Annotated in this window: 21 protein-coding genes; 4 read left to right on the top strand and 17 right to left on the bottom strand. The window is 69.4% G+C overall.

Annotation, left to right across the window (positions count from 1 at the left end; all coding sequences use genetic code 11):
- The first annotated feature begins 176 nt into the window (after positions 1-176).
- The gene (locus tag DU478_RS10305; protein WP_114510875.1) at positions 177-926 is read left to right on the top strand and encodes an FkbM family methyltransferase; all 750 of its coding nucleotides are present in this window, start codon (positions 177-179) and stop codon (positions 924-926) included.
- On the opposite strand, the gene DU478_RS10300 is transcribed toward DU478_RS10305, so the two are convergent.
- The 7 genes from DU478_RS10300 to DU478_RS10270 all read right to left on the bottom strand — a co-directional run bounded on the left by DU478_RS10300 (position 908) and on the right by DU478_RS10270 (position 8,631).
- Positions 908-1,969 carry a glycosyltransferase family 4 protein gene (locus DU478_RS10300; protein WP_114510874.1) on the bottom strand — a complete coding sequence of 354 codons (1,062 nt, stop codon included), beginning with the start codon at positions 1,967-1,969 and terminating at the stop codon, positions 908-910. The two genes, DU478_RS10305 and DU478_RS10300, sit on opposite strands and share 19 nt — an antisense overlap.
- Positions 1,966-3,549 carry an ABC transporter permease gene (locus DU478_RS10295; protein ID WP_114510873.1) on the bottom strand — a complete coding sequence of 528 codons (1,584 nt, stop codon included), beginning with the start codon at positions 3,547-3,549 and terminating at the stop codon, positions 1,966-1,968. The genes DU478_RS10300 and DU478_RS10295 overlap by 4 nt, the downstream gene beginning before the upstream one ends.
- A complete protein-coding gene (locus DU478_RS10290) occupies positions 3,546-4,346 on the bottom strand; it encodes an ABC transporter ATP-binding protein (RefSeq protein ID WP_233501192.1) in 801 nt (266 codons plus the stop codon). The genes DU478_RS10295 and DU478_RS10290 overlap by 4 nt, the downstream gene beginning before the upstream one ends.
- Positions 4,336-5,331: an ABC transporter substrate-binding protein gene (locus tag DU478_RS10285; RefSeq protein WP_233501191.1), complete on the bottom strand. Its 996-nt coding sequence runs from the start codon at positions 5,329-5,331 to the stop codon at positions 4,336-4,338. Before DU478_RS10285 ends, DU478_RS10290 begins: the two co-directional genes overlap by 11 nt.
- A 74-nt stretch (positions 5,332-5,405) precedes the next feature.
- A complete protein-coding gene (locus tag DU478_RS10280; protein WP_114510872.1) occupies positions 5,406-6,374 on the bottom strand; it encodes a lysylphosphatidylglycerol synthase transmembrane domain-containing protein in 969 nt (322 codons plus the stop codon).
- The gene (locus tag DU478_RS10275) at positions 6,371-7,996 is read right to left on the bottom strand and encodes a sulfatase-like hydrolase/transferase (protein ID WP_233501190.1); all 1,626 of its coding nucleotides are present in this window, start codon (positions 7,994-7,996) and stop codon (positions 6,371-6,373) included. Before DU478_RS10275 ends, DU478_RS10280 begins: the two co-directional genes overlap by 4 nt.
- Positions 7,993-8,631 carry a CDP-alcohol phosphatidyltransferase family protein gene (locus DU478_RS10270; RefSeq protein ID WP_233501189.1) on the bottom strand — a complete coding sequence of 213 codons (639 nt, stop codon included), beginning with the start codon at positions 8,629-8,631 and terminating at the stop codon, positions 7,993-7,995. The genes DU478_RS10275 and DU478_RS10270 overlap by 4 nt, the downstream gene beginning before the upstream one ends.
- 212 nt (positions 8,632-8,843) lie before the next feature.
- On the opposite strand from DU478_RS10270, the gene DU478_RS10265 reads away from it, so the two are divergent.
- Positions 8,844-9,392, top strand: coding sequence for a cytochrome b (locus DU478_RS10265; protein WP_114510870.1), 549 nt, complete (start codon positions 8,844-8,846; stop codon positions 9,390-9,392).
- An 18-nt stretch (positions 9,393-9,410) separates the two neighbouring features.
- Here DU478_RS10265 and DU478_RS10260 read toward each other — a convergent pair whose 3' ends face one another.
- From DU478_RS10260 to DU478_RS10235, 6 genes are all read right to left on the bottom strand, one after another.
- Positions 9,411-10,157, bottom strand: coding sequence for an endonuclease/exonuclease/phosphatase family protein (locus DU478_RS10260; RefSeq protein WP_114510869.1), 747 nt, complete (start codon positions 10,155-10,157; stop codon positions 9,411-9,413).
- 231 nt (positions 10,158-10,388) lie between these two features.
- Complete coding sequence (locus DU478_RS10255) at positions 10,389-11,159, bottom strand: HpcH/HpaI aldolase family protein (RefSeq protein WP_114510868.1); 771 nt, start codon at positions 11,157-11,159, stop codon at positions 10,389-10,391.
- Between the two features lie 235 nt (positions 11,160-11,394).
- A complete protein-coding gene (locus DU478_RS10250) occupies positions 11,395-12,498 on the bottom strand; it encodes a c-type cytochrome (RefSeq protein ID WP_147276335.1) in 1,104 nt (367 codons plus the stop codon).
- Between the two features lie 118 nt (positions 12,499-12,616).
- Positions 12,617-13,669, bottom strand: a complete 1,053-nt coding sequence (locus tag DU478_RS10245) for a 4-oxalomesaconate tautomerase (protein WP_114510866.1) — start codon at positions 13,667-13,669, stop codon at positions 12,617-12,619.
- A gap of 58 nt (positions 13,670-13,727) precedes the next feature.
- Positions 13,728-14,402, bottom strand: a complete 675-nt coding sequence (locus DU478_RS10240) for a 4-carboxy-4-hydroxy-2-oxoadipate aldolase/oxaloacetate decarboxylase (protein WP_114510865.1) — start codon at positions 14,400-14,402, stop codon at positions 13,728-13,730.
- Entirely contained in the window at positions 14,402-15,133 is a 732-nt protein-coding gene (locus tag DU478_RS10235; protein WP_114510864.1) for a PIG-L deacetylase family protein, read from the bottom strand. Before DU478_RS10235 ends, DU478_RS10240 begins: the two co-directional genes overlap by 1 nt.
- A gap of 477 nt (positions 15,134-15,610) precedes the next feature.
- Here DU478_RS10235 and DU478_RS10230 point away from each other — a divergent pair, with 477 nt between their 5' ends.
- Together DU478_RS10230 and DU478_RS10225 are read left to right on the top strand one after the other, a co-directional pair.
- The gene (locus tag DU478_RS10230) at positions 15,611-17,179 is read left to right on the top strand and encodes a DUF4331 domain-containing protein (RefSeq protein WP_114510863.1); all 1,569 of its coding nucleotides are present in this window, start codon (positions 15,611-15,613) and stop codon (positions 17,177-17,179) included.
- Between the two features lie 11 nt (positions 17,180-17,190).
- Positions 17,191-17,445 (top strand): hypothetical protein, encoded by a 255-nt coding sequence (locus tag DU478_RS10225; protein WP_114510862.1) that lies wholly within the window; start codon positions 17,191-17,193, stop codon positions 17,443-17,445.
- 12 nt (positions 17,446-17,457) lie between these two features.
- On the opposite strand, the gene DU478_RS10220 is transcribed toward DU478_RS10225, so the two are convergent.
- The 4 genes from DU478_RS10220 to DU478_RS10205 form a co-directional block, all read right to left on the bottom strand.
- The gene (locus tag DU478_RS10220; RefSeq protein ID WP_114510861.1) at positions 17,458-18,375 is read right to left on the bottom strand and encodes a type II secretion system minor pseudopilin; all 918 of its coding nucleotides are present in this window, start codon (positions 18,373-18,375) and stop codon (positions 17,458-17,460) included.
- On the bottom strand, positions 18,372-18,914 hold the full coding sequence (locus DU478_RS22890; protein WP_114511015.1) for a type II secretion system protein GspJ: 543 nt from the start codon (positions 18,912-18,914) through the stop codon (positions 18,372-18,374). Before DU478_RS22890 ends, DU478_RS10220 begins: the two co-directional genes overlap by 4 nt.
- Positions 18,911-20,017, bottom strand: coding sequence for a penicillin-binding protein activator (locus DU478_RS10210; protein WP_114510860.1), 1,107 nt, complete (start codon positions 20,015-20,017; stop codon positions 18,911-18,913). Before DU478_RS10210 ends, DU478_RS22890 begins: the two co-directional genes overlap by 4 nt.
- A 78-nt stretch (positions 20,018-20,095) precedes the next feature.
- Positions 20,096-21,307 carry a type II secretion system F family protein gene (locus DU478_RS10205; RefSeq protein ID WP_114510859.1) on the bottom strand — a complete coding sequence of 404 codons (1,212 nt, stop codon included), beginning with the start codon at positions 21,305-21,307 and terminating at the stop codon, positions 20,096-20,098.
- Position 21,308 lies beyond the last annotated feature (1 nt).

The following is a 21,308-nucleotide window of genomic DNA, read 5'->3' as shown; positions in this document are numbered from 1 at the left end:
TGTCTCTGGCGCAGCTTGTCAGGCGATTTCGTAACGGAACCTGCACGAACTCATGAAGCTTTTGTAACGGCCCGCGCTGCGGCTCCTGACTCGGACGCATCGCGCAACCCGGGGAGTGCCATGGGCGCGACCGATCCGGAATTGCGCAGGCGGCGCGTCTCTGGCACGTAGCGGGCATGCGCAACTCCCGCCGTCGCCCGGCCACGCCGCTTGGCCGATCCCTCGACATCTACTACCGCGACGCCGACCGGACCCGGCGGATGGATGCGCTGCTGGCGCAGGTCGTGCCGCGCGGCGGGCTGGTCTTCGACATCGGCGCGCATCTGGGCGACCGCACCGCGAGTTGCCTGCGACTCGGCGCGTCGGTCGTGGCGCTGGAACCGCAGCCGCGCGTCTTCCGCGCCCTGCGCCTGCTGCACGGACGCGCCCGCGAGGCCGTGCTGCTGCCCTGGGCCGCAGGCGCCGCCGAGGGCGAGATCACCCTGCATCTCAACACGCGCAATCCTACCGTCGCCACCGTCGCTCCTGCCTTTATCGCGGCGGCCTCGGATGCGGAGGGCTGGCGGGGCGAACGGTGGGACGCGCAGGTTGCGGTTCCGGTCACCACGCTCGACGCGCTGATCGCCCGCCACGGCCTGCCGGATTTCGTCAAGATCGACGTCGAAGGCCACGAGGCGGCGGTGCTGGCGGGACTGGGCCGACCCGTGGCGGCCCTGTCCTTCGAGGTCACCACGATCCAGCGCGGCGTCGCGCATGACTGCATCGACCGGCTGCGCGCGCTCGCCCCGTACCGGTTCAACCTGAGCCTCGGGGAAAGCCATGCGCTTTCGGACGAGGACTGGACCGATGCCGACGGGATGCACCGCCGGCTCGATGCGCTGCCGCAAAGCGCCAATTCCGGCGATGTCTATGCGCAGCTGGCCTGAGACAGACGGTCAAGGACCCGCCCCGCGACCTTTGCCGTGTCCGCCCATGTCGGGAGCGCGCGCCCGGCCGCTGCCGCCGCATCGGCCATCCCGGCGCGGCGCGACGCATCTGTCAGCACCTCCGCCAGCGCCTCGGCAAAGCCGTCGGGATCGTCGGGCAACACCAGCAGACCGGCCGCGGGCGGAACGGTCTCCGGCACCGCCCCCGTCGCGCAGCTGACGATGGGAAGCCCGGCCAGCAGCGCCTCGTCAAACACGAGACCATAGCCTTCGTAGCGCGTGGCGAGCGCAAAGATCGTGGCTTGCCCGTAAACCGCCGACAACTCTTCGGCGGCCACGCGCCCCGCGATCCTGACACGCGCGCCAAGGCCCAGCTCGGCGACGCGCCGGTCCAGCAGCGCGGCATGGTCGGGATCGTGCGCCCCCCCGACGATCACCGCCCGCCAGTCCAGCGCCTTTATCTGCGACAGCGCCTCCAGAAGCGTGTCGTGCCCCTTGCGCGGATGCAGCAGGCCGACCGACAGGATCAGCGGCGGATCAATTGGCGCGCGGGTGAGCGGATACCGGTCGGTGCCGGGCCGGGCCACGGTAATGCGCGCGGCAGCGACACCGTAGTCGTCGCGCAGAATGCGGGCCGTGTGCGGGCTGGGCACCAGCACATGCGACACCAGCGCAAGGTTGTTCCGTTCTGTGCGGTACAGAAAATCCCGCCGCGCCGGGGCCAGACCGCTTTCAAGCGCCAGCGGATGATGCACCATGGCGACGGTCGGCACCTTCAGCCGCGACAGGGCCGCCGTGTCGATGGTGGCCGACAGGAAGCCGTCGAGGATCACCGGCGTGCCCGGGTCCAGTCCGTCCAGTTGCGCAATGAGGTCGGCCATATCCCCGGGCGTCGGGTCGGGAAAGGACGCGCCGATCCGCAGATGCGCCACCTCGCGCCCCTGCGCGCGCAGCGATTCCAGCAGCCGTCTTTCGTAGATGTAGCCGCCGGTGACAGTGTCGATGTCGCCGGGGATGGCAAAGGCGGCGGGGCGCAGGGTCATGCCACCTGCTCCGGCGCGTATAGCGTCAGGATCCGCCGCTCGACGGCGCCGACGGCCGCATAGCCCAGAGCGGACAGCGCCGAGACGAGGACAACCGCGCTCCAGAGCATATCGTAGTCCGACAGCGACGCCGAAAGCGCCATGAGGCTGCCAACACCCGCGCCGGTGGCCAGCCATTCGACCACCGTGACCGCCAGCACCGAGGCCGGTACTGCCATGCGCGCGGCGGCGAAGAAGGCGGGCAGCATCGCCGGAATACGCACGCGGATCAGGCGGGTCACGGGCCCGGCGGCATAGCTGTCCAGTACGTCCATGATCTGCCCCGGCGCCTGCCGCAGCCCGTGCAGGCAGGCGACAAAGGTCGGGAAGAACACCATGACCGCGACCAGCACGATGGTGCCCGTGGCGCCCCGGCCCAAGAGCAGCACCACCAGCGGCGCGGTGGTGACGATGGGCACCGACCGCAGCGCGATGGCCAGCGGCATCGCCGTGCCCGCCAGGATCGGCATGAGGACCAGCAGCATCGCCAGCCCCGCCCCGGCCAGAAGGCCCGCGATGTAGCCGGGCAGCAGAAACACCAGCGTTTCGCCCAAGGCGCCGGCCAGCGTGGCCCTGGTTTCGGCGGCATCATCCGCAAGGATCAGCGCCGCGAAGACATCCCCCGGCCCCTTTGCGAAGAAAGGGTTGAGATCGAAGACCCGGATCGCGCCCCACCATGCCAGTAGGGCCAGCACGGTCACGATTGCGCCGGTCTGTAGCGCGCTGCTGCGCGCGCCCGCCGGGGCCGGGGCGGCCAGGATCACCGGCGGCGGCGCCTTCAGAACCCGCCGCGCCAGCGCGCCGATGACGGCATAGGCCAGGATCGCGACACCGGTCGCGACGGTGGCAAGCGCCCAGGTCATCTCCACGTCCAGCGCCCGGATGGCACGAACGGTCAGCACGCCCATGCCGCGCTCCGCCCCGGTGAATTCGCCCACCATGGCCCCGAGGAAGGCGGCGGGCGCGGCGATCTGAAGGCCGGTGAAGAGATACGGCAATGCCGCCATGGCACGCACATGCACCAGCGCCGACACGCGCCCCCGCCCGTAGCTGCGCACGAGGTCGAACCAGGTCGCGGGCGCGGCGCGCAATCCGACCAGCAGGGGAATCAGCGTCGTGTAGTATACCGCCAGCGCCGCCAGGACGATCTGCGGGCCGTCGCCGGGACCGAAGAGCACCCGCAGGATCGGCCCGGTCGCCACCAGCGGCAGGCAGAAGACCAGGAGCGCCAGCCCCGCGACCACGCGTTCGGTCCGGGGCCAGACCGACGCGAGTGTCGCAAGGGCGATGGCCGCGAGGTTGCCGAAGACAAAGCCCAGCGCCGCGTTTCCCAGCGTCACAGCCAATGCGCGGGCCATCATGCGCCACTCTTCAGCCAGGTAGCGCAGCACCTCGCTCGGGCTGGCCAGGACGAAGGTGCCCGAAAGCTGCCGGCCGGCGAGTTCCCACAGCGCCAGAAGGATCGCGGTGCTGATCCACGGGGCGAACGAAACAGGTTTTTGCAGGATGGCCGGGCGCGCGGGCGCGGTCGTGACGGTCATTGCGCGGCCATCGGCGGCGGCGACCCGGCCCGGCTTTCGGACAGGGCGGCAAAGACCGCGTCGATGTGGCCGGCTCCTGCGTCGCTGCGCACCATGTCGGGGCTGCGCGGACGCGGCAGGGGAATGTCGATATCGGCGACGATCTGCGCCGGGCGCGGCGACAGGACGATGACCCGATCCGACAGCAGCACCGCCTCGCTCACCGAATGGGTGACAAGCACCGTCGTGGTCCGCTGCGCCTCCCAGATCCGCGGCAGATCCTGCGCCAGCTGCTGCCGGGTCAGTTCATCGACCGCCCCGAACGGCTCGTCCAGCAGCAGCAGGCCGGGTTTCGTGGCAAGCGCGCGGGCGATGGCCGCCCGTTGCCGCATGCCGCCGGACAGTTCCGCCGGCTTGGTGTCGCCGAACCCGTCGAGTCCCACCAGAGCGATCAGCGCCTCCACGGCGGCGACATCGACCGGGCGGCGGGCAAGACGCAGCGCCAGTTCGATGTTCCCGCGCACGCTGCGCCAGGGCAGCAGCGACGGGTCCTGGAAGGCGACCGACAGACCCGCGTGCCTCAGCGTCTCGGACGGCGGCGCGCCGCCGATGGTGACGGTGCCAAAGCTCGGCTCTTCCAGCCCGGCGATCATCCGCAGCAGCGTCGATTTCCCGCAGCCCGACGGACCGACCAGCGCCGTTGTCTGACCCGCGGCGAGGGTCAGGTCCAATGCCTGCACCGCTTCGGTGCCGCCGCCGAAGGTCTTGCCGAGGCCGGTGCAGACGATCTGCGCGGGCATGGCCGGATCAGGTGCCATGAACCTCTTCCAGGATCGACCGATCCCAAAGGTCCGGGGTGACGTCCCGCCCCAGCAGGCCCAGCGTTTCGATATTGGCGGCGACGGTCTCTTCGGTCCACCAGCCGAAGCCGTTGGCGTCGGTCAGTTCCGAGAACATCAGCGGCACCTGTCGTGCGGCCTGCAACTTCTGAGTCTCGAGGTCGAGACCTGCATCGGGATACATTTGCAGCGTCAGTTCCGCCGCCGCATCGGTGTCTTCGCGGTAGGCGTCCCAGCCGCGCACCTCTCCGCGCATCAGCGCCACAAGGTCGGCACGGCGGTTGGCGAGGCTGTCCTCGGTGGCGATGTAGGTCTGCGAATGCACCGCGTAGCCGAAATCCGCCATCAGCATCGTGACACTGTCGATCCCCTGCATGGCCATGGCGACGGGCAGGTCGGTTTCCCAGCAGAGCAGGCAGTCTACCTCGCCCGCGATCAGCGGCTGCGCCGAATATTGCGTCGGCACGATCTCGATCCCGTCGATGTCGACGTCGTTGAGCGCGCAGAGCGCCTGCAGCACCGGCGTGTTGGCCAGCGCCATGCCGATCCGCTTGCCCACCAGATCCGTGGGTTCATTGACCGGGTTGTCGGGCAGCGACGCGATCACGAAGGGGTTCTTCTGCATCGCGACGCCGAGGATCTTGAACGGCGCGCCTTCCTCCACCGCGGCGGCGGTGTAATCCGCCGCCGAGATACCGACCAGCGCCGTGCCCGAGACCACCGGCGGTTCCACCGGCGCGTTGGGGCCGCCCTGCGACAGCGCCACCTCGAGCCCCTCTTCGATCCACCAGCCGCGGTCCTGCGCGATGTAGCTGCCGGCGAATTGCGCCGAATGCAGCCACGAAAGCTGCAACGTCACCGGCGTCTGCGCGAAAAGCCGCCGGGGCGCGAGGCCGAGGGCAAGGGTTCCGGCCGCCGCGGCGCCGCCGCCGATCAGGGCGCGTCTGTTCATCGTCTTCTGCATGCGGGCATCCTTTCTGGTTTCCATAATGCTAGCTGCCCGTCGGGTCCGAACAAGGGCCCGCCGGCATCGCGTGTCTAGTCGGCCTTGCGCGGCGGCCTGTCGCGGCGCGCCCGGTCCCTGCGTTTGGGGTCGATGCGCAGGAAGATCACCCCGGGCAGCACCGCGACGATGAAGGTCAGGCCAAAGGCGACACTGGCCGCCAGCCCGCTGCTGGCCGAGGCGCCCGCCAGCGGCAGCAGGGCCGCTGCGGCGCCTTCCCGCAGCCCCCAGCCCGAGACCGAGATCGGGATCAGCATGGTAAAGAGGATCAGCGGCACCAGCGCCATCACCGCCCCCACCGACAGGTCGATCCCGACCGCGCGCGCGCAAAAGGCAAAGGCCGCGAGGTTGCACAGCGTCGTGCCGATCCCCAGCGCCACCTGGTAGGGCAGGATCCGCTTGTCCAGCATGGTCCGGTCCAGCAGCCGCCAGAGCCGTGCGGCGGCCTTGCCCAATACGCCGCGCAGCCGCGTCGCGGCCCAGAGCACCGCCGGCAGGGCGCAGCCCGCGGCCAGCGCCGCCGCCACGGGAATCGCCAGGGCGCGCGGCCAGTCCAGCCCGCCGGGCGCGGCAAAGGTGGCGAAGAATCCGACCGCCAGGGCCGCGAACATGACCACCTGGCCCGCCAGCCGCTCGATCACCACGGACTGGCCAGAAGCCATCAGACCGGCCTGCGCGCGGGCACGGTAGGCCCGGCCCGCATCGCCGATCATGCCTCCGGGCAGCGACTGGTTCACCACCTGCGCGAGGTAATATTCCCGCACCGCGTGGCCGGCGCCGAAAAAGATGCCTAGCTGCCGCGCCGTCACCTGCCAGCGCACCGCCGACAGCACCGTCTGCATCGTCAGGGCCAGCAGCGCCAGCAGCAACGGCCCCCAATCGGCATTGGCCAGCCGCCGCGCCGCATCCGGCCCGTCCGCCGCCTGCCAGAGCAGGGCCAGCAGCCCCAGCGCCATCGCCAGTTGCAAGGCGCGCCAGACCCATCCCGGGATGCGCCGGATCATGACCCGCCCTCCCCGTCCGCCTGGCCGGAGAAGGTCTCGAGGATCAGATCGCGCATACGGTCCATCCGGATCGGCGTGACATCCGGTTCGGGCAGCAGGCCCGGGCTCCAGCCCAGATCGGCGACCCGGCGCACCAGCGCCTCTGGGCCGATGACGTGGATCGGCACATCGGGCCGGCTGTCCTGCGCCACGAACTCGGCGGCCTGGTGGTCGCCCAGGACGATCATCAGCGGCGGGTCCGCGGCACGGCGCGCGGCATAGTCGAAGACGACGCTCAGCGCATAGTCGATGGCTTTGCGGTATTGCGCGCGGACCCGGTCGGGGTCGCGCCAGACCTCCGCCGGCGGATCGCCCGCCGCGGCCATCGGATCGAAGATCGTGCCGTCGCCGATGGATTCCCAGTCCACCAGCTCGGGCACCGGAACCCAGGGCGCATGCGACGTCCCCAGCGCCATCTGCACGAAGCGCGGCCCGTCGGATGCGGCGCCGAAGATCAGCCTGTCCATCGCCGCGAAGGTGAACTGGTCGGGCATGGTCACCCAGTTGAAGGGTTGCCCGCGATAGCCCAGGTCGGCAGCGGCGAGGATCGTGTCGAAGCCCATGACCGAGGATTCCGGCCAGTCGAGCGTGATCTGCGGCATGACCGCGGCAGTGTGGAACCCGGCCGCGCGCGCCAGATGGAAGAGTGTCATCCGCCCGCTGGCCAGCGCCGCGCCATAGCTGGTCTGGTTGTCGATCCAGAGCCCGTTGGCAAAGGTCGCATGGCTCAGCCAGCTTTGCCCGCCCCGCGTCGGCGCCTGCAGCAGCCCGGATCGCATCGCGAGGCCCAATTCGTCCAGCCGCGCCTCGGCGCGGGCGAGCGTCGGGCGGTGGGTTTCGGCATAAAGCGGCGTGTCGAGGCTGGTGCGCCCGTAGCTTTCGACGAAGACGACGATCACGTCGCGGTCGATCAGGTTCAGCAGTCCGGCCCGGTCGGCAAAGGGATCCTCCGCCGCGGCAGTGGCAAAGGCACGCAGGTCGGCCAGCGTGGCGCGTGTCTTTTCCACCCGCTCGACACCGACGCGGGCGGTAAAGGCCGCGCCCGGCACCTTGGCGGGCAGGTCGAAGCGGCCCATGTTCTGGCCGACATCCGCCACGGCGACCCCCGCCAGCAGCACCGCCGCCGCGCCCGCGACCCCGGCCTGCCCGCGGCTGCGCCCGACCCGCGCCCAGACGCCCGTCGCCCACCAGAGCGCGGCGGCGACCGCCACCGCGGCCATCACGGCGCTCACCGCGCCGAGCACGGCCAGACCGAGACCCGCCGCACCGATGGCAAGGCGCATCCCGGCCTCGATCAGCGGCAGGTCGGCCACCGGGTTGAAACCGCGCCCGAACGCGGTGAACATGGCGTAGTCGGCGGCCTTGAGCAGGGCGACCAGCATCAGGACCGCCACCAGCGCCGCGCGCAGCCACACCGACACGCGGCCCGGGCCGACGGCGATCAGCGCGCAGAGGATCACCGGAAGCTCCAGCGGAAACAGCAGCAGCGCATCCCAGGCCATCGCCGCCGGGTGATTGGGCTGGATCAGGACGAGGTGCAGCACCAGCGTCGCCAGGCCAAGGCGGACAACGGTGCCTCTCACCCGCGCCGCGCCCAAAGCCAGTTGATGTCGACAGCGAAGGACCAGGCCAGAGCCAGCAGAGCGGCAACACCCGACAGGATCGCCGCGATCGGCGGCAGGACCGGCGCCTGCAGCGCGATCAGCACCCCGATCTGGATCACGCAGACGGCTTTGCGGCTGAACCGCTCGGGCAACGGCCTGCGCATCCAGGGCAGGACCGCCCCGGCGGCAAGGAAGGCATAGCGCGGCAGGCCCAGGAACACGGCCCAGACGCCGATGCCGGTGCCCATCGCGGCGCAGACGGCCAGCACCAGCGCCAGCAGCGAATCGACCTCCACGTCGAAGCGCGCGCCGAAGTCGGAGGCGCGCTGCTGCCGCCGGGCAAGCCAGCCGTCGAACCCGTCGAGCGACAGGGCGAGCGCCGCGAGCGCAAACACCGGCCAGGAGGGCACTGCCCCGGCCAGTAGCGGCGCCAGCAGGGTGCAGGCGAGCCCGAGGCGGGCCAGCGTCAGGAGGTTGCACAGACCGAGTTCCGGATGCGGAAAACCGCGCTTCAGCGCGCGGAGCGCGATCCCGCTTCCCGCCAGGAACACCGACACGGCCAGAGCGGCACCGGCCGGCCCGCCCCCCGGCAGGACCAGCGCAAGCGCCAGCACACCCACCGCCCCGGAAAGCGCTCCGCGCAGGAACGCACCGATCGGTCCGGGGTGTGCGACCCGCAGGACCCATCGCCGTTTCGGGGGGGCAGTATCCGGATAAGTTGACGCCATTGTTGAAAGATCGGCTTAACGCGGTCACTGTCAAGGGACTGCGGCCCGGCACCGGGCATCTGCCGGGCGGTCGGGCGCGATTCATGCGAGAGGACGCCATGCCCGACACCCGTTCCACCTATCGCCCGCCCGCGCGCCTGTTGCACTGGAGCATGGCGGTGCTGATTCTCGCCACGATCCCGGTGGGCCTGCTGATGACTCAGGAGGGCCTCGCCCGAACACTGCAGAACAGCCTTTACATCTTTCACAAGAACGTGGGCGTGCTGCTGCTGATCCTGGTGCTGCTGCGCCTCGTCTACCGTGCGCGCCGGCAACCGCCGCCGCTGCCCGCCTCGGTGCCCGACTGGCAGCACCGGATCGCAGGGCTGTCGCATCTCGCGCTCTACGCGCTCCTGGTGATCATGCCTGTCGCGGGCTACATCCGTGTCCGCGCGGGCGGCTTCCCGATCGAGGCGCTGGACGCCATGGGGGTGCCAGGCTTCGTGCCGCGCTCCGATGCGCTGGCCGAGACGGCGCAGACGATCCACTACTTCGGCGGTCTGGCCCTCATGGCGCTGGTGGCGCTGCACATCGGCGCGGCGCTGCACCATGCGGTCATCCGCAAGGATGGGGTGTTCTCGCGGATTTGGCCGCCCTTCGGCGGCTGATCCGTAGCAGTTTCGGGGTCAGTCCGGACAGGCCAGCGAAATCCGGGCCGCGAGCGGCCGGTGGTCCGAGGCAATGCGGATGCCGGGGCCGTCCAGCACCTCGGTCCTGTCGATCCGCGCGCCCTGCCCGGCCAGGAATCTGTCCAGAGGCAGGATCGGCCGCCGCACCGGAAAGGTCGCCCGGGCCGGGCCGTCAAAGGCGGCGCCGAGAACCGCCCGGGACAGCGCCAGCCCGCCCCAGGGCCGCCACTCGTTGAGATCGCCGCAGATCACCGTCGGCCGGTCGTCCCGCCGAAAAACGTGCTGCCCGATGGTGCGCATCTGCACGATCCGCAGCGCTTGCGACAGCGACAGGTGCGTGGCGATCAGGCGAAACGCCCGCCCCTTCCCCGCGAGGTCGAGCACGACTGCGCCGCGGTGGCATTGTCCCGGCAGGTCCAGCACCGTCACCCGTTCGACCCGGATCGCCGGATGGACGAAGCAGACGACGCCGAGAAACCCGTGACTGTCCGCGCCCCAGCGGCCAGAGATCTCCTGTGCATGCCGCAAGCCGGTGCGACCCTCGATCCCGGCGATATCGAGGATGCCGCGATGCGGCGGGCACTCCTCGTCCGCCTCTTGCAGGACCAGCAGATCGGTGTCCGGACGCGCCACCTCCCGGCAGAGGACATCCACGGTGCGCGCCGGATCGACGACGCCGTCTTCACCGCGTCCGCGATGGATGTTCCAGCTGAGACAGTCGAAGCATGTGGTCGGTTTCGGCATTGGCCTCCTGCCGGTTCTTGATGTTGGGCGCGCGAGCGGCCCGATTTACCGGTCCTCGGCGGCGCAGGCATGCCGCGAGGATGGATGTAGGCCTGGCCGCGGACGCCGCAATGCAGCGGTGTCCCCCCGCGTCAATTCAACAAGAGACCGCCCGGCGACACCAGAAAGCCTTGCGCCCGTTCCCGGAACTGCGGAGCACTCTCACCGATCACCCTCGGCGCGGGACCGGCGTCACGTGTCGCGGAACCGGTTGCGCAGATTGTCCACCGCCGAGGCCAGCAATATCAGGTCGATGCCCACGGCGGTGAAGGTCGAACCGCGCGCGACATAGCCCCTGGCCGTGTCGGAATCCAGTTCCATGAGACCCACCGGCACACCGATGGCGCGCATCCGGTCGATGATGTCGTGGATCGCGGCGATCACATCGGGATGTCTCAGCTGGCCCGGCAGACCCATGCTGGCGCTGAGGTCGGACGGCCCGATGAACACCGCATCGACTCCCGGTGTCTGCGCGATGGCCTCGAGATTCTCCATGCCCTTGACCGTTTCAATCTGCACGATCAGGCACAGCTCATCCTCTGCCGTGGCGGCGTAATCCGCGACCTTGCCATAGCGGGTGGCACGGGTCATGCCCGCCATGCCGCGAATCCCTTTGGGACCGTAGCGCATGGCCCGGACGGCCTGCGCCGCGTCTTCGGGCGTCTCGACATAGGGCACCATCAGGGTCTGGGCGCCCATGTCCAGCAGCCGCTTGAACAGGGTCGCGTCGTTGCTGGCCGGGCGCACGATGGCAGAGACCTCGGGATTGGCGGCCAGCGCCTGCAGCGCGGGCAGGACGTCGATGGTCTCGATCGACGCATGCTCGCAATCGACCAGCACCCAGTCGAACCCGGCGCCGCCCAGAAGCTCCGGGACGTTGGGACCGCCGATGGTATTCCAGATGCCGACCTGGTGGCGGCCCGTCCCGAGGGCGGCCTTGAAGCGGTTGACGGGGTTTTTCATCCTGCGGTTCCTCTGACTTTCCGTGCCCTGGTGGTATCGGACGGCAGGCCGGCCCCACAAGAGGCAACGGCATCGGCTTGGAACACAGGCAGGAGCGGCGCGGCCCTGCGGGTCACAGGATCGCCTTGCCGTCCTGCCCGCCTCGTCCGCGGCGCGATGCGGGAGAATATTGCGCAAGGCACGCTCCCCGGCGCTGAGCCGGAGCGCGTGCTACGCAATCATTCGGCCCTGTCGCTCAGTTCTGCAGCGACCAGAGATAGGCCAGAAGGTCGCCGCGGTCTCCTTCGTCCTGGACGCCGCGGTACGACATCTTGTTGCCCGGCGCGTACTCGCGCGGGTTGGTGAGCCAGGCGTCGAGTTCCTCGGGCGTCCACTCCTGCCCCTGCAACTCCATCAGCGCGTCGCTGTAGCGGAATCCCTCGACCGACGCGGCAGGACGCCCGACGATGTTGACAAGGTGCGGACCGACGCGGTTCTGCTCCTGTTCGATGACGTGGCAGGCCTTGCACTGGTTGAAGACCCGCGCCCCGGCATCGGCATCGCCTTCGAGGAACGCCATCTGCGCCTCGGGCATGCCGCCCGAGCTGCCACCACCGGACTCGGCGCTGGCCTCTTCGGTTTCTGCGGCAGCCTCGCTTGAGCCGTCGCCTCCGGCATCGGCGCTGGCCTCTTCCGTCTCTGCGGCAGCCTCTCCAGACCCGTCGCTTCCGGCATCGGCGCTGGCCTCGTCGGTTTCCGCCGCCGCTTCGCCCGAACCGTCGCTCCCGGCGTCGGCTGCCTTTTCGGCGTCGCCGGACCCGTCGGACCCGCTTTCGGCCGTCTCGGTCTCGGCCGCCGGTTCAGCGCTTGTCGGCTCGCCTTCGCTTTCCGCGGCCTGCGCCGTTTCAGTCTCTGCCGCATCGCCTTCGCTGTCGGAGGACTCCGCGGTCTCGGCGTCGCCCGAACTCTCTTCCGGCTCCGAGGACTGCGCGGTTTCGGTTTCTCCCGCGCCTTCTTCGCCCTCGGAGGCCTGCGCGGTGTCCGTATCCGCCCCCTCTTCCGGCGGCTCGTCCGTCGACTCCGGCGCGGCGTTCGCCGTCTCGCTTTCGGTATTGCTTGCGTCGGAACTCTCGGCCTGCGCCGTTTCCGTTTCTTCGGGCGCGGACGCGTCTTCCTCGGCCTGCTCCGTCTCTGCGGATGCTTCGGCCATCTGTTGCGCGTCGCTTTCCTGGGTCGCCTCGGCCCGCTGCGGGTCCGGGACCATCACGGCGTTCCAACCGGCCGTGAGGATCAGAACCGCGCCGAAAACGGCGATGGCACCAAAGACGGCGCGATCAAATGGGTCCTTGTCGTTGAACATGATCAAACCTCGCTCTGTTGAGTGGGACACAACATGGACCGATTTGGCGTTCAGGAAAGGAGAAAGCCGCGATTGCCGCGCTCTCCGGCATGGGTCCGCCGGGCGGCCGCTCGCGCGGTCAGCCGTCCCGCGCCGGCCCCGCGAACACCTCTCCGTCCATGAGCTTGCGGGCGGTGCGCAGGATCGCCGTATCCGTGACCGCGCCGCGCATGTCCAGATGCGCCAGTACGGCAAGCCTGCCTGTCGGATGTTCGATGTCCATCCGGCGTTGCGCGCCTGTCCCTGGTGCGGCCAGCGCCTGTGCGGGCGTGCCGTCCAGCAGGCAGGCGGTCGCGACGCTGACCGCGCCCAGAACGCCGATGCTGCTGTGACAGCGGTGCGGAATGAAGGTTCGCGTGGCGATGGTGCCGCCCCGGCGCGGCGGGCTCACCAGCGTCATCTTGGGCACCGATTTCTGGCTCACATCGCCAAGGTTCATGCGCGGACCACAGGTCAGGCGCAGCCGTTCCAGCCTGTCCTTGAGGGCTGTATCGGCGTCCAACGTCTCGGGCGTCTCGTCGCCCGTCAGACCAAGGTCGCTCGCGGCGAGCACCACGCAGGGCATGCCGTTGTCGATCATCGTGACTTTCAGGCCGTCGACAACATCGGCCGCATGCCCCGTCGGCAGCAGCGCGCCGCAGGACGACCCCTCGGTATCGCGAAACGAGATCGGGACCGGCGCCGCGCCACCCGGAACGCCGTCGATGCGCGCGACGCCGTCATAGCGGACGCGGCCCTCCGGCGTCTCGACCGTCGCACGCGCAATCTGGCCGGAGTTCTGCATGTAGATCGTCACCGCGGTTTCTCCGTCCTGCGCCGCGACCAGCCCGCGCTCGATGGCAAAGGGCGCGACTCCGGCGAGGATGTTGCCGCAGTTCTGGGCGTCGCTGACCCGCGCGCGGTCGACGAACACCTGCAGGAACAGATAGTCGACGTCGACGCCCGGCCGGTCCGAGCGCCGGACCACCGCGACCTTGGAGGTCAGCGGATCGGCACCGCCCATCCCGTCGATCTGCCGCGGATCGGGCGTGCCCATGATTCGCAGGAGCAGCGCATCCCGCGCCGCCGGAGCCTCCGGCAGATCCGACGCGAGGAAGTATCCGCCCTTCGAGGTGCCACCCCGCATCCACATGCACCGGATGCCGCCGTTCACGTGCCGTACCCCGGTTCCGAGTGGTTCGCATTCCCGCTCACAGGTAGGTCAGCCCCTTGTCCCTGAGCCGCGCGCGCATGTCGTAGATGTCGAGCCCAAGTTCGCCGGCCGCAAGGCGCTTGCGCTTGTCCTCTTCGGCCGCCTCGCGCGCCCGGGCATTTTCCAGCACCGTTTCGGACTCGGCCCGGCGCACGACGCAGACGCCGTCGTCATCCGCGACGATCACGTCGCCCGGATCGACCAGGGTCCCGGCACAAACGATGGGCACGTTGACCGACCCCAGCGTCTCCTTGACCGTGCCCTGCGCGAAGACCGCCGCGGACCAGACCGGAAACCCCATGGCCGTGAGGTCGCGCACGTCCCGCACTCCCGCGTCGATCACCAGCCCCCGGCAGCCCCTCGAAAGCGCCGAGGTGGCCAGAAGGTCGCCGAAATATCCCGCGTTCGACGGGGACGTCGGCGACAGAACCAGGATATCGCCCGGGCGGATCTGTTCGATGGCCACATGCAGCATCCAGTTGTCGCAGGGCGGCGCCGAGATGGTGATGGCCGACCCGGCGATACGGGCACCGCCGAATATCGGGCGCAGATGAGCGCCCAGGAGCCCGGTGCGGCCCTGTGCTTCGTGCACCGTGGACACGCCGCAGGCGGCCAGCCCTTCGATGACGTCGGGCGCGGCCCGGTCGACCGTCTGGATCACCACATGCGCCATCACAGAGCATCCACCGTGCGCGGGAAGACCGATTGAAACGCCTCGGCATATTGCGCGGCCCGTCCCCCCGCCTGCCCGCCGGAGTTGCGGCGGAAGTGGTTGGCGCGGTTCTGCGCCACATTGGTGTAGTAGTCCCAGAGGTGATGCTGGCCCTGCATACACTCGATGGCGGCGCGTTTCTTGTCCCAGACCTCGGTGATGTCGAGAAACGTGTCGGGTTTCCAGCCCATCTGTTCTGTCTGGTGCGGCTCGAACAGGTAGAGCTGCGGCGCGCCCACAACCTGTGCGCCGGGGTCGTGGCCCCAGGCCTGTGCGATCATGCGGCAGGTCAGGACGAACTCGGTCGTTCGCATGTGATCGGTGTTGTAAGGGTCGTATTGCGAATGGGTCAGCATGAAGCGCGGCTGGACCGCGCGAATCAGGTCCACCATGCGCTCCTGCGCGCCCGTGCCCAGGTCCAGAGGATAGTCGCCAAGGTCGAAAAAGCGGATGTCGTGCACGTCCAGGGCCTGCGCCGCCGCCTCGGCTTCCTTGCGGCGCACGGATTTGACCTCGGCCAGCGTCTTGCCCTCTTTCCAAAGCCGCGCGCTTTCCCCTCTTTCGCCGTAGGACAGACAAGCCACGGTCACCGCGACACCCTGTTTCTGATGCAGCGCGATGGCGCCGCCGCAGCGCCAGACGAAGTCGGCCGCATGGGCCGAGATGACGAGGGCTGTGTCGGACGATGCCATGAAACTCTCCTGCCGGGTTTGGCGTCACGGTCCATATTTCCGGTGCCACCGGAAGTGCGAATGACGTGAGCCTCGGTATTTGTTTTCCACATCTCGTCTCCGGCTTAAAGCTCTGACGTATAGATCCGCCCGAGGATGCCGATGCGCCGATCAAAGCCATCGCCGGCAACCGGTCCGAACCTAGCATCATCGACAAAGGGTCGACGCGGGTATGTCACGATGGGCCACGGCCCGTGCACTGGCCCGGTATCGGGGCTGTGCAGGCCGATGTTCCGAGCTGCGGCCACCGGTACGCCGGCTGCGCTCGGCAGACCCGCCGGAAAATCATGCATTTTCTGAAACTTTATCGAACGCGCGCCGTGACTGCACCATCTCGCGTCAGGAAAACCGTGGCGGAGAAAGCCGTGGGGGCCGCCGATCTTTGGGGCGCTTTCGGTGATACGACGTCGAAAAGTCAATGATTTCAGGGAGTGGATAATGAATTCCGTAACACGACAGGTCACCAGGGGGCTCACGATCAGCCTGCTCGCCGTGGCCGTGACCGGCGCGCTGGCGTCGTCGCATCGCGAAGCGCCGGGCATCACCAAGTCGCCCAAGGTCGACGCCACCGATTTCTACATGTTCCGCAGTTACGAGCCCGGCCGCGACGGCTACGTGACGTTCATCGCCAACTACCAGCCCCTGCAGGCGCCCTACGGCGGTCCGAACTATTTCACCATGGATGCCGACGCGATCTATGAAATCCACATCGACAACAACGGCGACGCGGTCGAGGACATCACCTTCCAATTCGATTTCGAGAACCGCCTGGCGATGGACGGCGGCGGAATCGCGGTACCGGTCGGCGATCAGAACGTGGCCATCCCGCTAAAGGCCGCAGGGCCGATTTCGCGCGGTGACACGGGTGCGCTGAACGAGATCGAGACCTATACGCTCAACATGATCACCGGCGACCGCCGCACCGGCGACATCCAGGCGATCAACCGCATGGGCGCCGGTCCCAACTTCGGCAAGCCTGTGGATAATATCGGCACCAAGACCATCCCCGATTACGACGATTACGCCGAACGCTTCATGTACGAGATCGGCGTGCCCAACTGCTCCAATCCGGGCCGTGTCTTTGTCGGTCAGCGTGCCGAAGCCTTTGCCGTCAACCTCGGCGAGATCTTCGACCTGGTGAACCTCGTGCCGCTCGAAGGCTCGATTTCCCAGTCGCGCGACAACGACGACCTCGTGGGCAAGTTCAACGTGACCTCGCTGGCCATCGAAGTGCCGATCGAGTGCGTTACCGGAGACGGCAACGGCGTCATCGGCGCCTGGACCACCGCCAGCCTGCCGCAGGCCGAAATCGAAGACCCGTCGCCCACCTACGAGGCGACATCGGTCTATGGCGGCGCCTGGGTGCAGCAGTCGCGCCTGTCCAATCCGCTGGTCAACGAAGTGGTCATCGGCCTGCCCGACAAGGACCTCTTCAACGCAGCGGAGCCGACGCAGGACAGCGCCCTGGCCACCTACGTGACCAATCCGACGCTGCCGTTCCTGCTCGATGCGCTGTTCCGCGGCCCGCTGGGCGCCGACGGCAACATCGCGCCGTCGAACCTGCCGCGGCAGGACCTTGTCACCGCCTTCCTGACCGGCTTTCCGGGTCTGAACCAGATGGCGACGGTCACCCCGTCCGAGATGATGCGGCTCAACACTGCCGTACCGCCGACCCCGCGCGATCAGCAAAGCCCCTTCGGCGTCGTGGCCGAGGACCTTGCCGGGTTCCCGAATGGCCGCCGTCCGGGGGATGACACCGTCGACATCGCGCTGCGCGTGGTGATGGGCGCACTCTGCCACCCGGTGCCGCTGGGCGCCGAATTGTCCGGCGATCCGTCGATCGAGGACACCCAGGCGGACTTCATCAACCTCGGCCTCTGCGAGGAAGAGGATGCGCCCGTGGGCGATGCGCCCTTCACCGATGGCGCACCGATCTCGGCTGCGGAACTGGGCAACGCCTTTCCGTACCTGAACACGCCGCTCGCCGGCGCAGGCACCGGTAACTGAGGGGGAGGATCATGACCGCAATCAGAAAATCGACGGTCCAGAGCGGGCGCCTTGTTGCGCTGCTCGCCTCTGGCCTGCTGCTGGCCGCCTGCGACGGCGACGGCGGCGGTGGCGGCGGCGGCGATGGGGACGGCGATCCCCAGGGCATCGCATCGCTTGGGCAGGATTTCGTCAACGCGTTCAATCTTGCCGCCACCGACGAACCGGTGGACGCGCAGAGCGTGGACCTCGTGCTCACGCCCATGGCAGAGCCGTTCAACCCTTAACCCGTGCTGTGTTTAACGAGTGACCGCGGCCCCCGGAGCGATCCGGGGGCCGCTCTCGTTTGCGGCGTCCGCAGTCGGTGGCGGCGAATCGGGCGGGACAAGGCTGCGGCGGATCACGACGACCCCCTTGCCCGACAGGTCGTCGGTGCGCAGGATGCGGCTGCGCAGCGCCACGCGCGCCGCCCCGGATTCGGCCAGCACCTCGACGTCGAATATCCGCGAGGTAAAGCCGCTGTTCTCGGGGCGCAGCACATCCGCCTCAGCCAGCCCATCGCGCGTGACCTCCCCACGGCTGTCGCGCAGGCGCTGCACCCGCGCCGCCGCTGCGCGGTTGTTGAACATGGCGCGCAGCAGCAGCGGATCGGCGGTGTTGAGGTTGATCGTGCCCGGCACCGGCAGCGCGTCGGCGTAGGGCTCAAGCGCGCCCAGAACCTGCGGCGGAATACCGTAGGCCTCGAGGTCCTCAAGCCGCGCCACCGGTCCCGTGACCGACAGCACGCGGGAGATATCCCGCGCCGATTCGGGCGTCTGGCCGACCTCTGCCAACAGCCGTTCGAGAAAGATCGCCGGCGACAGCGTGCCCGCGGCCAGCAGGTTGATGTCGAACCGGGCCTGCGCATCCTTGACCGCGACGGAAAAGCGCCCCGTGGGCAGCACCGCCTCTTCCTGGATGACCAAGGCCCAAGGCTCGTTGAAGTGATCGGCTTCCGGCCCCGTGTCCAGGTCGCGGCGCAGGGCGTCAACCACCGAGGCTTCGGCCCCGAGCGCCAGCCACTCTGCCCGCGCCGCGTCGGCCTGAAGGGCCACGCGGTCGAGCGCCACGTCGCGGCTCGACAGCATCAGGAATACGACGCTCGATGCGATGGCGAGGATCACCAGCACGTTGACCAGCACGATGCCCGCCTCGTTGGAACGGACCGGCGGCGTCATCGGCGCACCGCCGAGGGCAGAGCCATCAGCCGCGTGACCTGCGCCGCGCCGCCGTCTTGCGAAAACGTCAGCGTCAGTTCGGCCGCAAGCGCCGCGTCACTGCTGCCCTCCCACGTCTCGTGCCAGGTTCGGCCCGCGTCCAGCACCCGCCAGTTCAGCGTCTCCACCCCGGTCAGCAGCACCTGGTCGAGCGGCGGCTCGCCGCCGCGCGGCAGGCTGCGGATCAGGCGGGTGTCGTCCAGAGCAACCGTCACCTCCTGCACAGCGTCCGCGCCCTCGGCCCGGACAAACCGCAGCGCCGTGTCGTCGAGCGTCAGGCCGGTCGGCTGCGCCTGCGCGAGGTCGCGCCGCAGAACCAGTAGCGCGCGATCGACCTGCGCCAGCCGCTCCAGCCGCCCATCGGTGCGGGCATTGACGTTCAGCACCGTGTCCAGCACCGCCAGCCCCGCCACGCCGATCACCGCAAAGATCGCCATGGCGACCAGAAGCTCGATCAGCGTGAGCCCGGCATCGCGCGGCAGCGGTGCCGCGCGGGTCATACAGACGTGGCTCCGATCAGGCTGAAATCGCCCGCGCCGACCTTGAGAACCGCAAGGCCGCGCTGGCACTGGCCCGAGGGCAGGAACCGGTAGGGGCCAAGGACGCCGGAGAACCCCTCCTCGCTCAAGAGTCCCGCGCGGGTCTGCGCGCCGCGCTGCGCCAGCACGCGCAGCAGGTCGGTGCCGTCGTAGGCAAGCCCCGCGATGATGCCGCCCGCCTGTCCAGCCGCCTCTGCAAAGGCGTCGCGGAAGGGGGCGAAGCGCAGCGGGTCCGGCGCGGCGAACCAGGCATCGCGAAAGGCGCGCTCGTCCTCTAGGTCCAGCGCCGCCCATTGCGCCGAGCCGATGAGCTGGATGCCCTGCCCCGCCAACGCCCCGGCAAAGGGGCGCAGGGTGGCATCTGCGGCGGGCAGGTAGACCGCATCGGGCATCCCGCCGCCCGCCGCCAGCGCGTCGGTCAGACCTCCGGCGGCGCTACGCACCAGCGGCGCGCGCAGTCGGATGCCCAGCGTCGGCGCGATGGCCTGCACGGCGGCCACGGACTGCGCGCCGAAATCGCCTGGCGGCACGACGATGGCCATGTCGCGCAGGTTGCGCTGCGCCGCCAGCGCCAGCACCGCCTGCGCCGAATGCGCCGGGGTCACGCCGAAGACAAAGAGGCTGCGGCTGGCCAGCGACGCGTCGTTCGACAGCGTCACTACCGGCACTCGCGACCCCACCGCGCGCGACACCGCCTGGGCCTGCGCACCGAAGACCGGGCCGACCAGCATCCGCGCGCCGCTGTCGACCGCGGTCCGGGCCGCCGTGACCGCGGTTTCAGGCGTGCTGCCCGCATCGAAGATGTCAATGCCGATGCCCGGCCCGCCGCCCAGCCGCGCCGCTTGGTCCAGCAGCGCGCCGAGGTTCGCCGAAGCGCCCGACAGCGGCAGCAGCAGCGCCGCCTGCCCCGGGCCGGGCGTCCCGCCGCCCGAGTTTCGCAGCGTCTCAACGGCGCCGCAGCCCGGCAGCACCGACACTGCGGCGCCCGCGGCGAGCCCGCCCAGAAGTCTGCGTCGCGCGGCGTTCGGCCTGTCAGGCTTTGGTTTGTGGTGCGTCTTGGTCATGTCTGCTCCTCACCCTTGCTTGCGCTGCCGGTTCTGCCGCCCGGTTCCCCTCCGTCATAGCCATGTGCCGGACCCGCGTCATCCCGCAAGCGCGTTCAGACCGACGATGGGGAGCAGGATCGCCAGCACCAGCAGCATAACGATCCCACCCATCACCAGCAGCACGGCGGGCTCCACCAGCGCCACGATGGTGGCCACCATCGCCTTGAGATCGCGTGCCAGATCCTCCGCACCCCGCTCCAGCGATTGGCCCAGCGTGCCGCCGGCTTCGCCGCTGGCGATCATCGCCACCAGCATCGGCGGCAGCAGCCCGGTCTCCTGCGCCGCGACCGACAGCGCCGCGCCATCGGTGACGCGCTCGGTGACACCGCGCATGGCGGCACGAAATTCGAGGTTCGGCACGGTATCCGACGCCGCACGCAAGGCATCCGCCAGCGGCACACCGCTTTGCACCAGCGTCGCCAGCGTGCCGGAAAACTGCGCGGCATTGATCCGCAGGACCATGCCGCGGCTCACCGGCGCGCGCAGCAGGGTCCGGTGAAAGGCGCGGCGCGGGCCGGGACGGCGCAGCACCAGAACGGCGGCCACTCCCAGACCGACCGCAACGGCCAGTGCCGCAAGACCGTATCGCGCGACAACGTCCGACACCGCGATCAGGCCCTTGGTGAGCGCCGGCAGGTCGGCACCGCGGCTGGTGAAGACCCGCACGATGTCGGGGACCACGAAGGTCAGCAGCGCCACGATCACCCCCAGCGACACCACCGCGAGCAGCGCCGGGTAGATCAGCGCCAGGTTCAGGCTCTGCCGGTTGCGCGCCTGTTCCTCGATGTGCAGGGCCAGGTGCTCCATCACCTGCGCCAGCCGCCCGGCGCTTTCGCCGGCGCGCACCGAGGCGCGGTAATACTGGCCGAAGGTGCCGGGATAGTCGTCCAGAGCGGCGGAAAAGCTACGCCCGTCCAGCACGGCGCTGCGCAGGTTCAAGAGCAGCGTCGCGGCACCTGACGACCGCGTCTGATCGGCAACGATGCGCAGGGCGTCCTCGATCCGCACCTGCGCGCCGATCAGGGTCGCCACCTGCCGGGTCACCAGCGCCAGCCGCTTCAGCGGCAGCTTCTGACGGCTCAGCGACAGGTCGCGCGACGCGCCCTTGGCGCGCGTCGGCTCGACCGCGATGGGCAGAAGGTTGCGCTGGCGCAGGCTCGCCCGCGCGGCGGCCTCGCTGCTGGCCTCGAGCAGGCCCTTGCTGCGCTTGCCGTCCGGGTCGACCGCCCGGTAGAGAAACGCCGCCATG

Origin of the sequence: Thalassococcus profundi, from assembly GCF_003344785.1 — a bacterium.
Taxonomy (GTDB): domain Bacteria; phylum Pseudomonadota; class Alphaproteobacteria; order Rhodobacterales; family Rhodobacteraceae; genus Puniceibacterium; species Puniceibacterium profundi.
The sequence above is the reverse complement of the archived record's forward strand: the minus strand, read 5'-3'. Positions and strand labels throughout refer to the sequence as shown.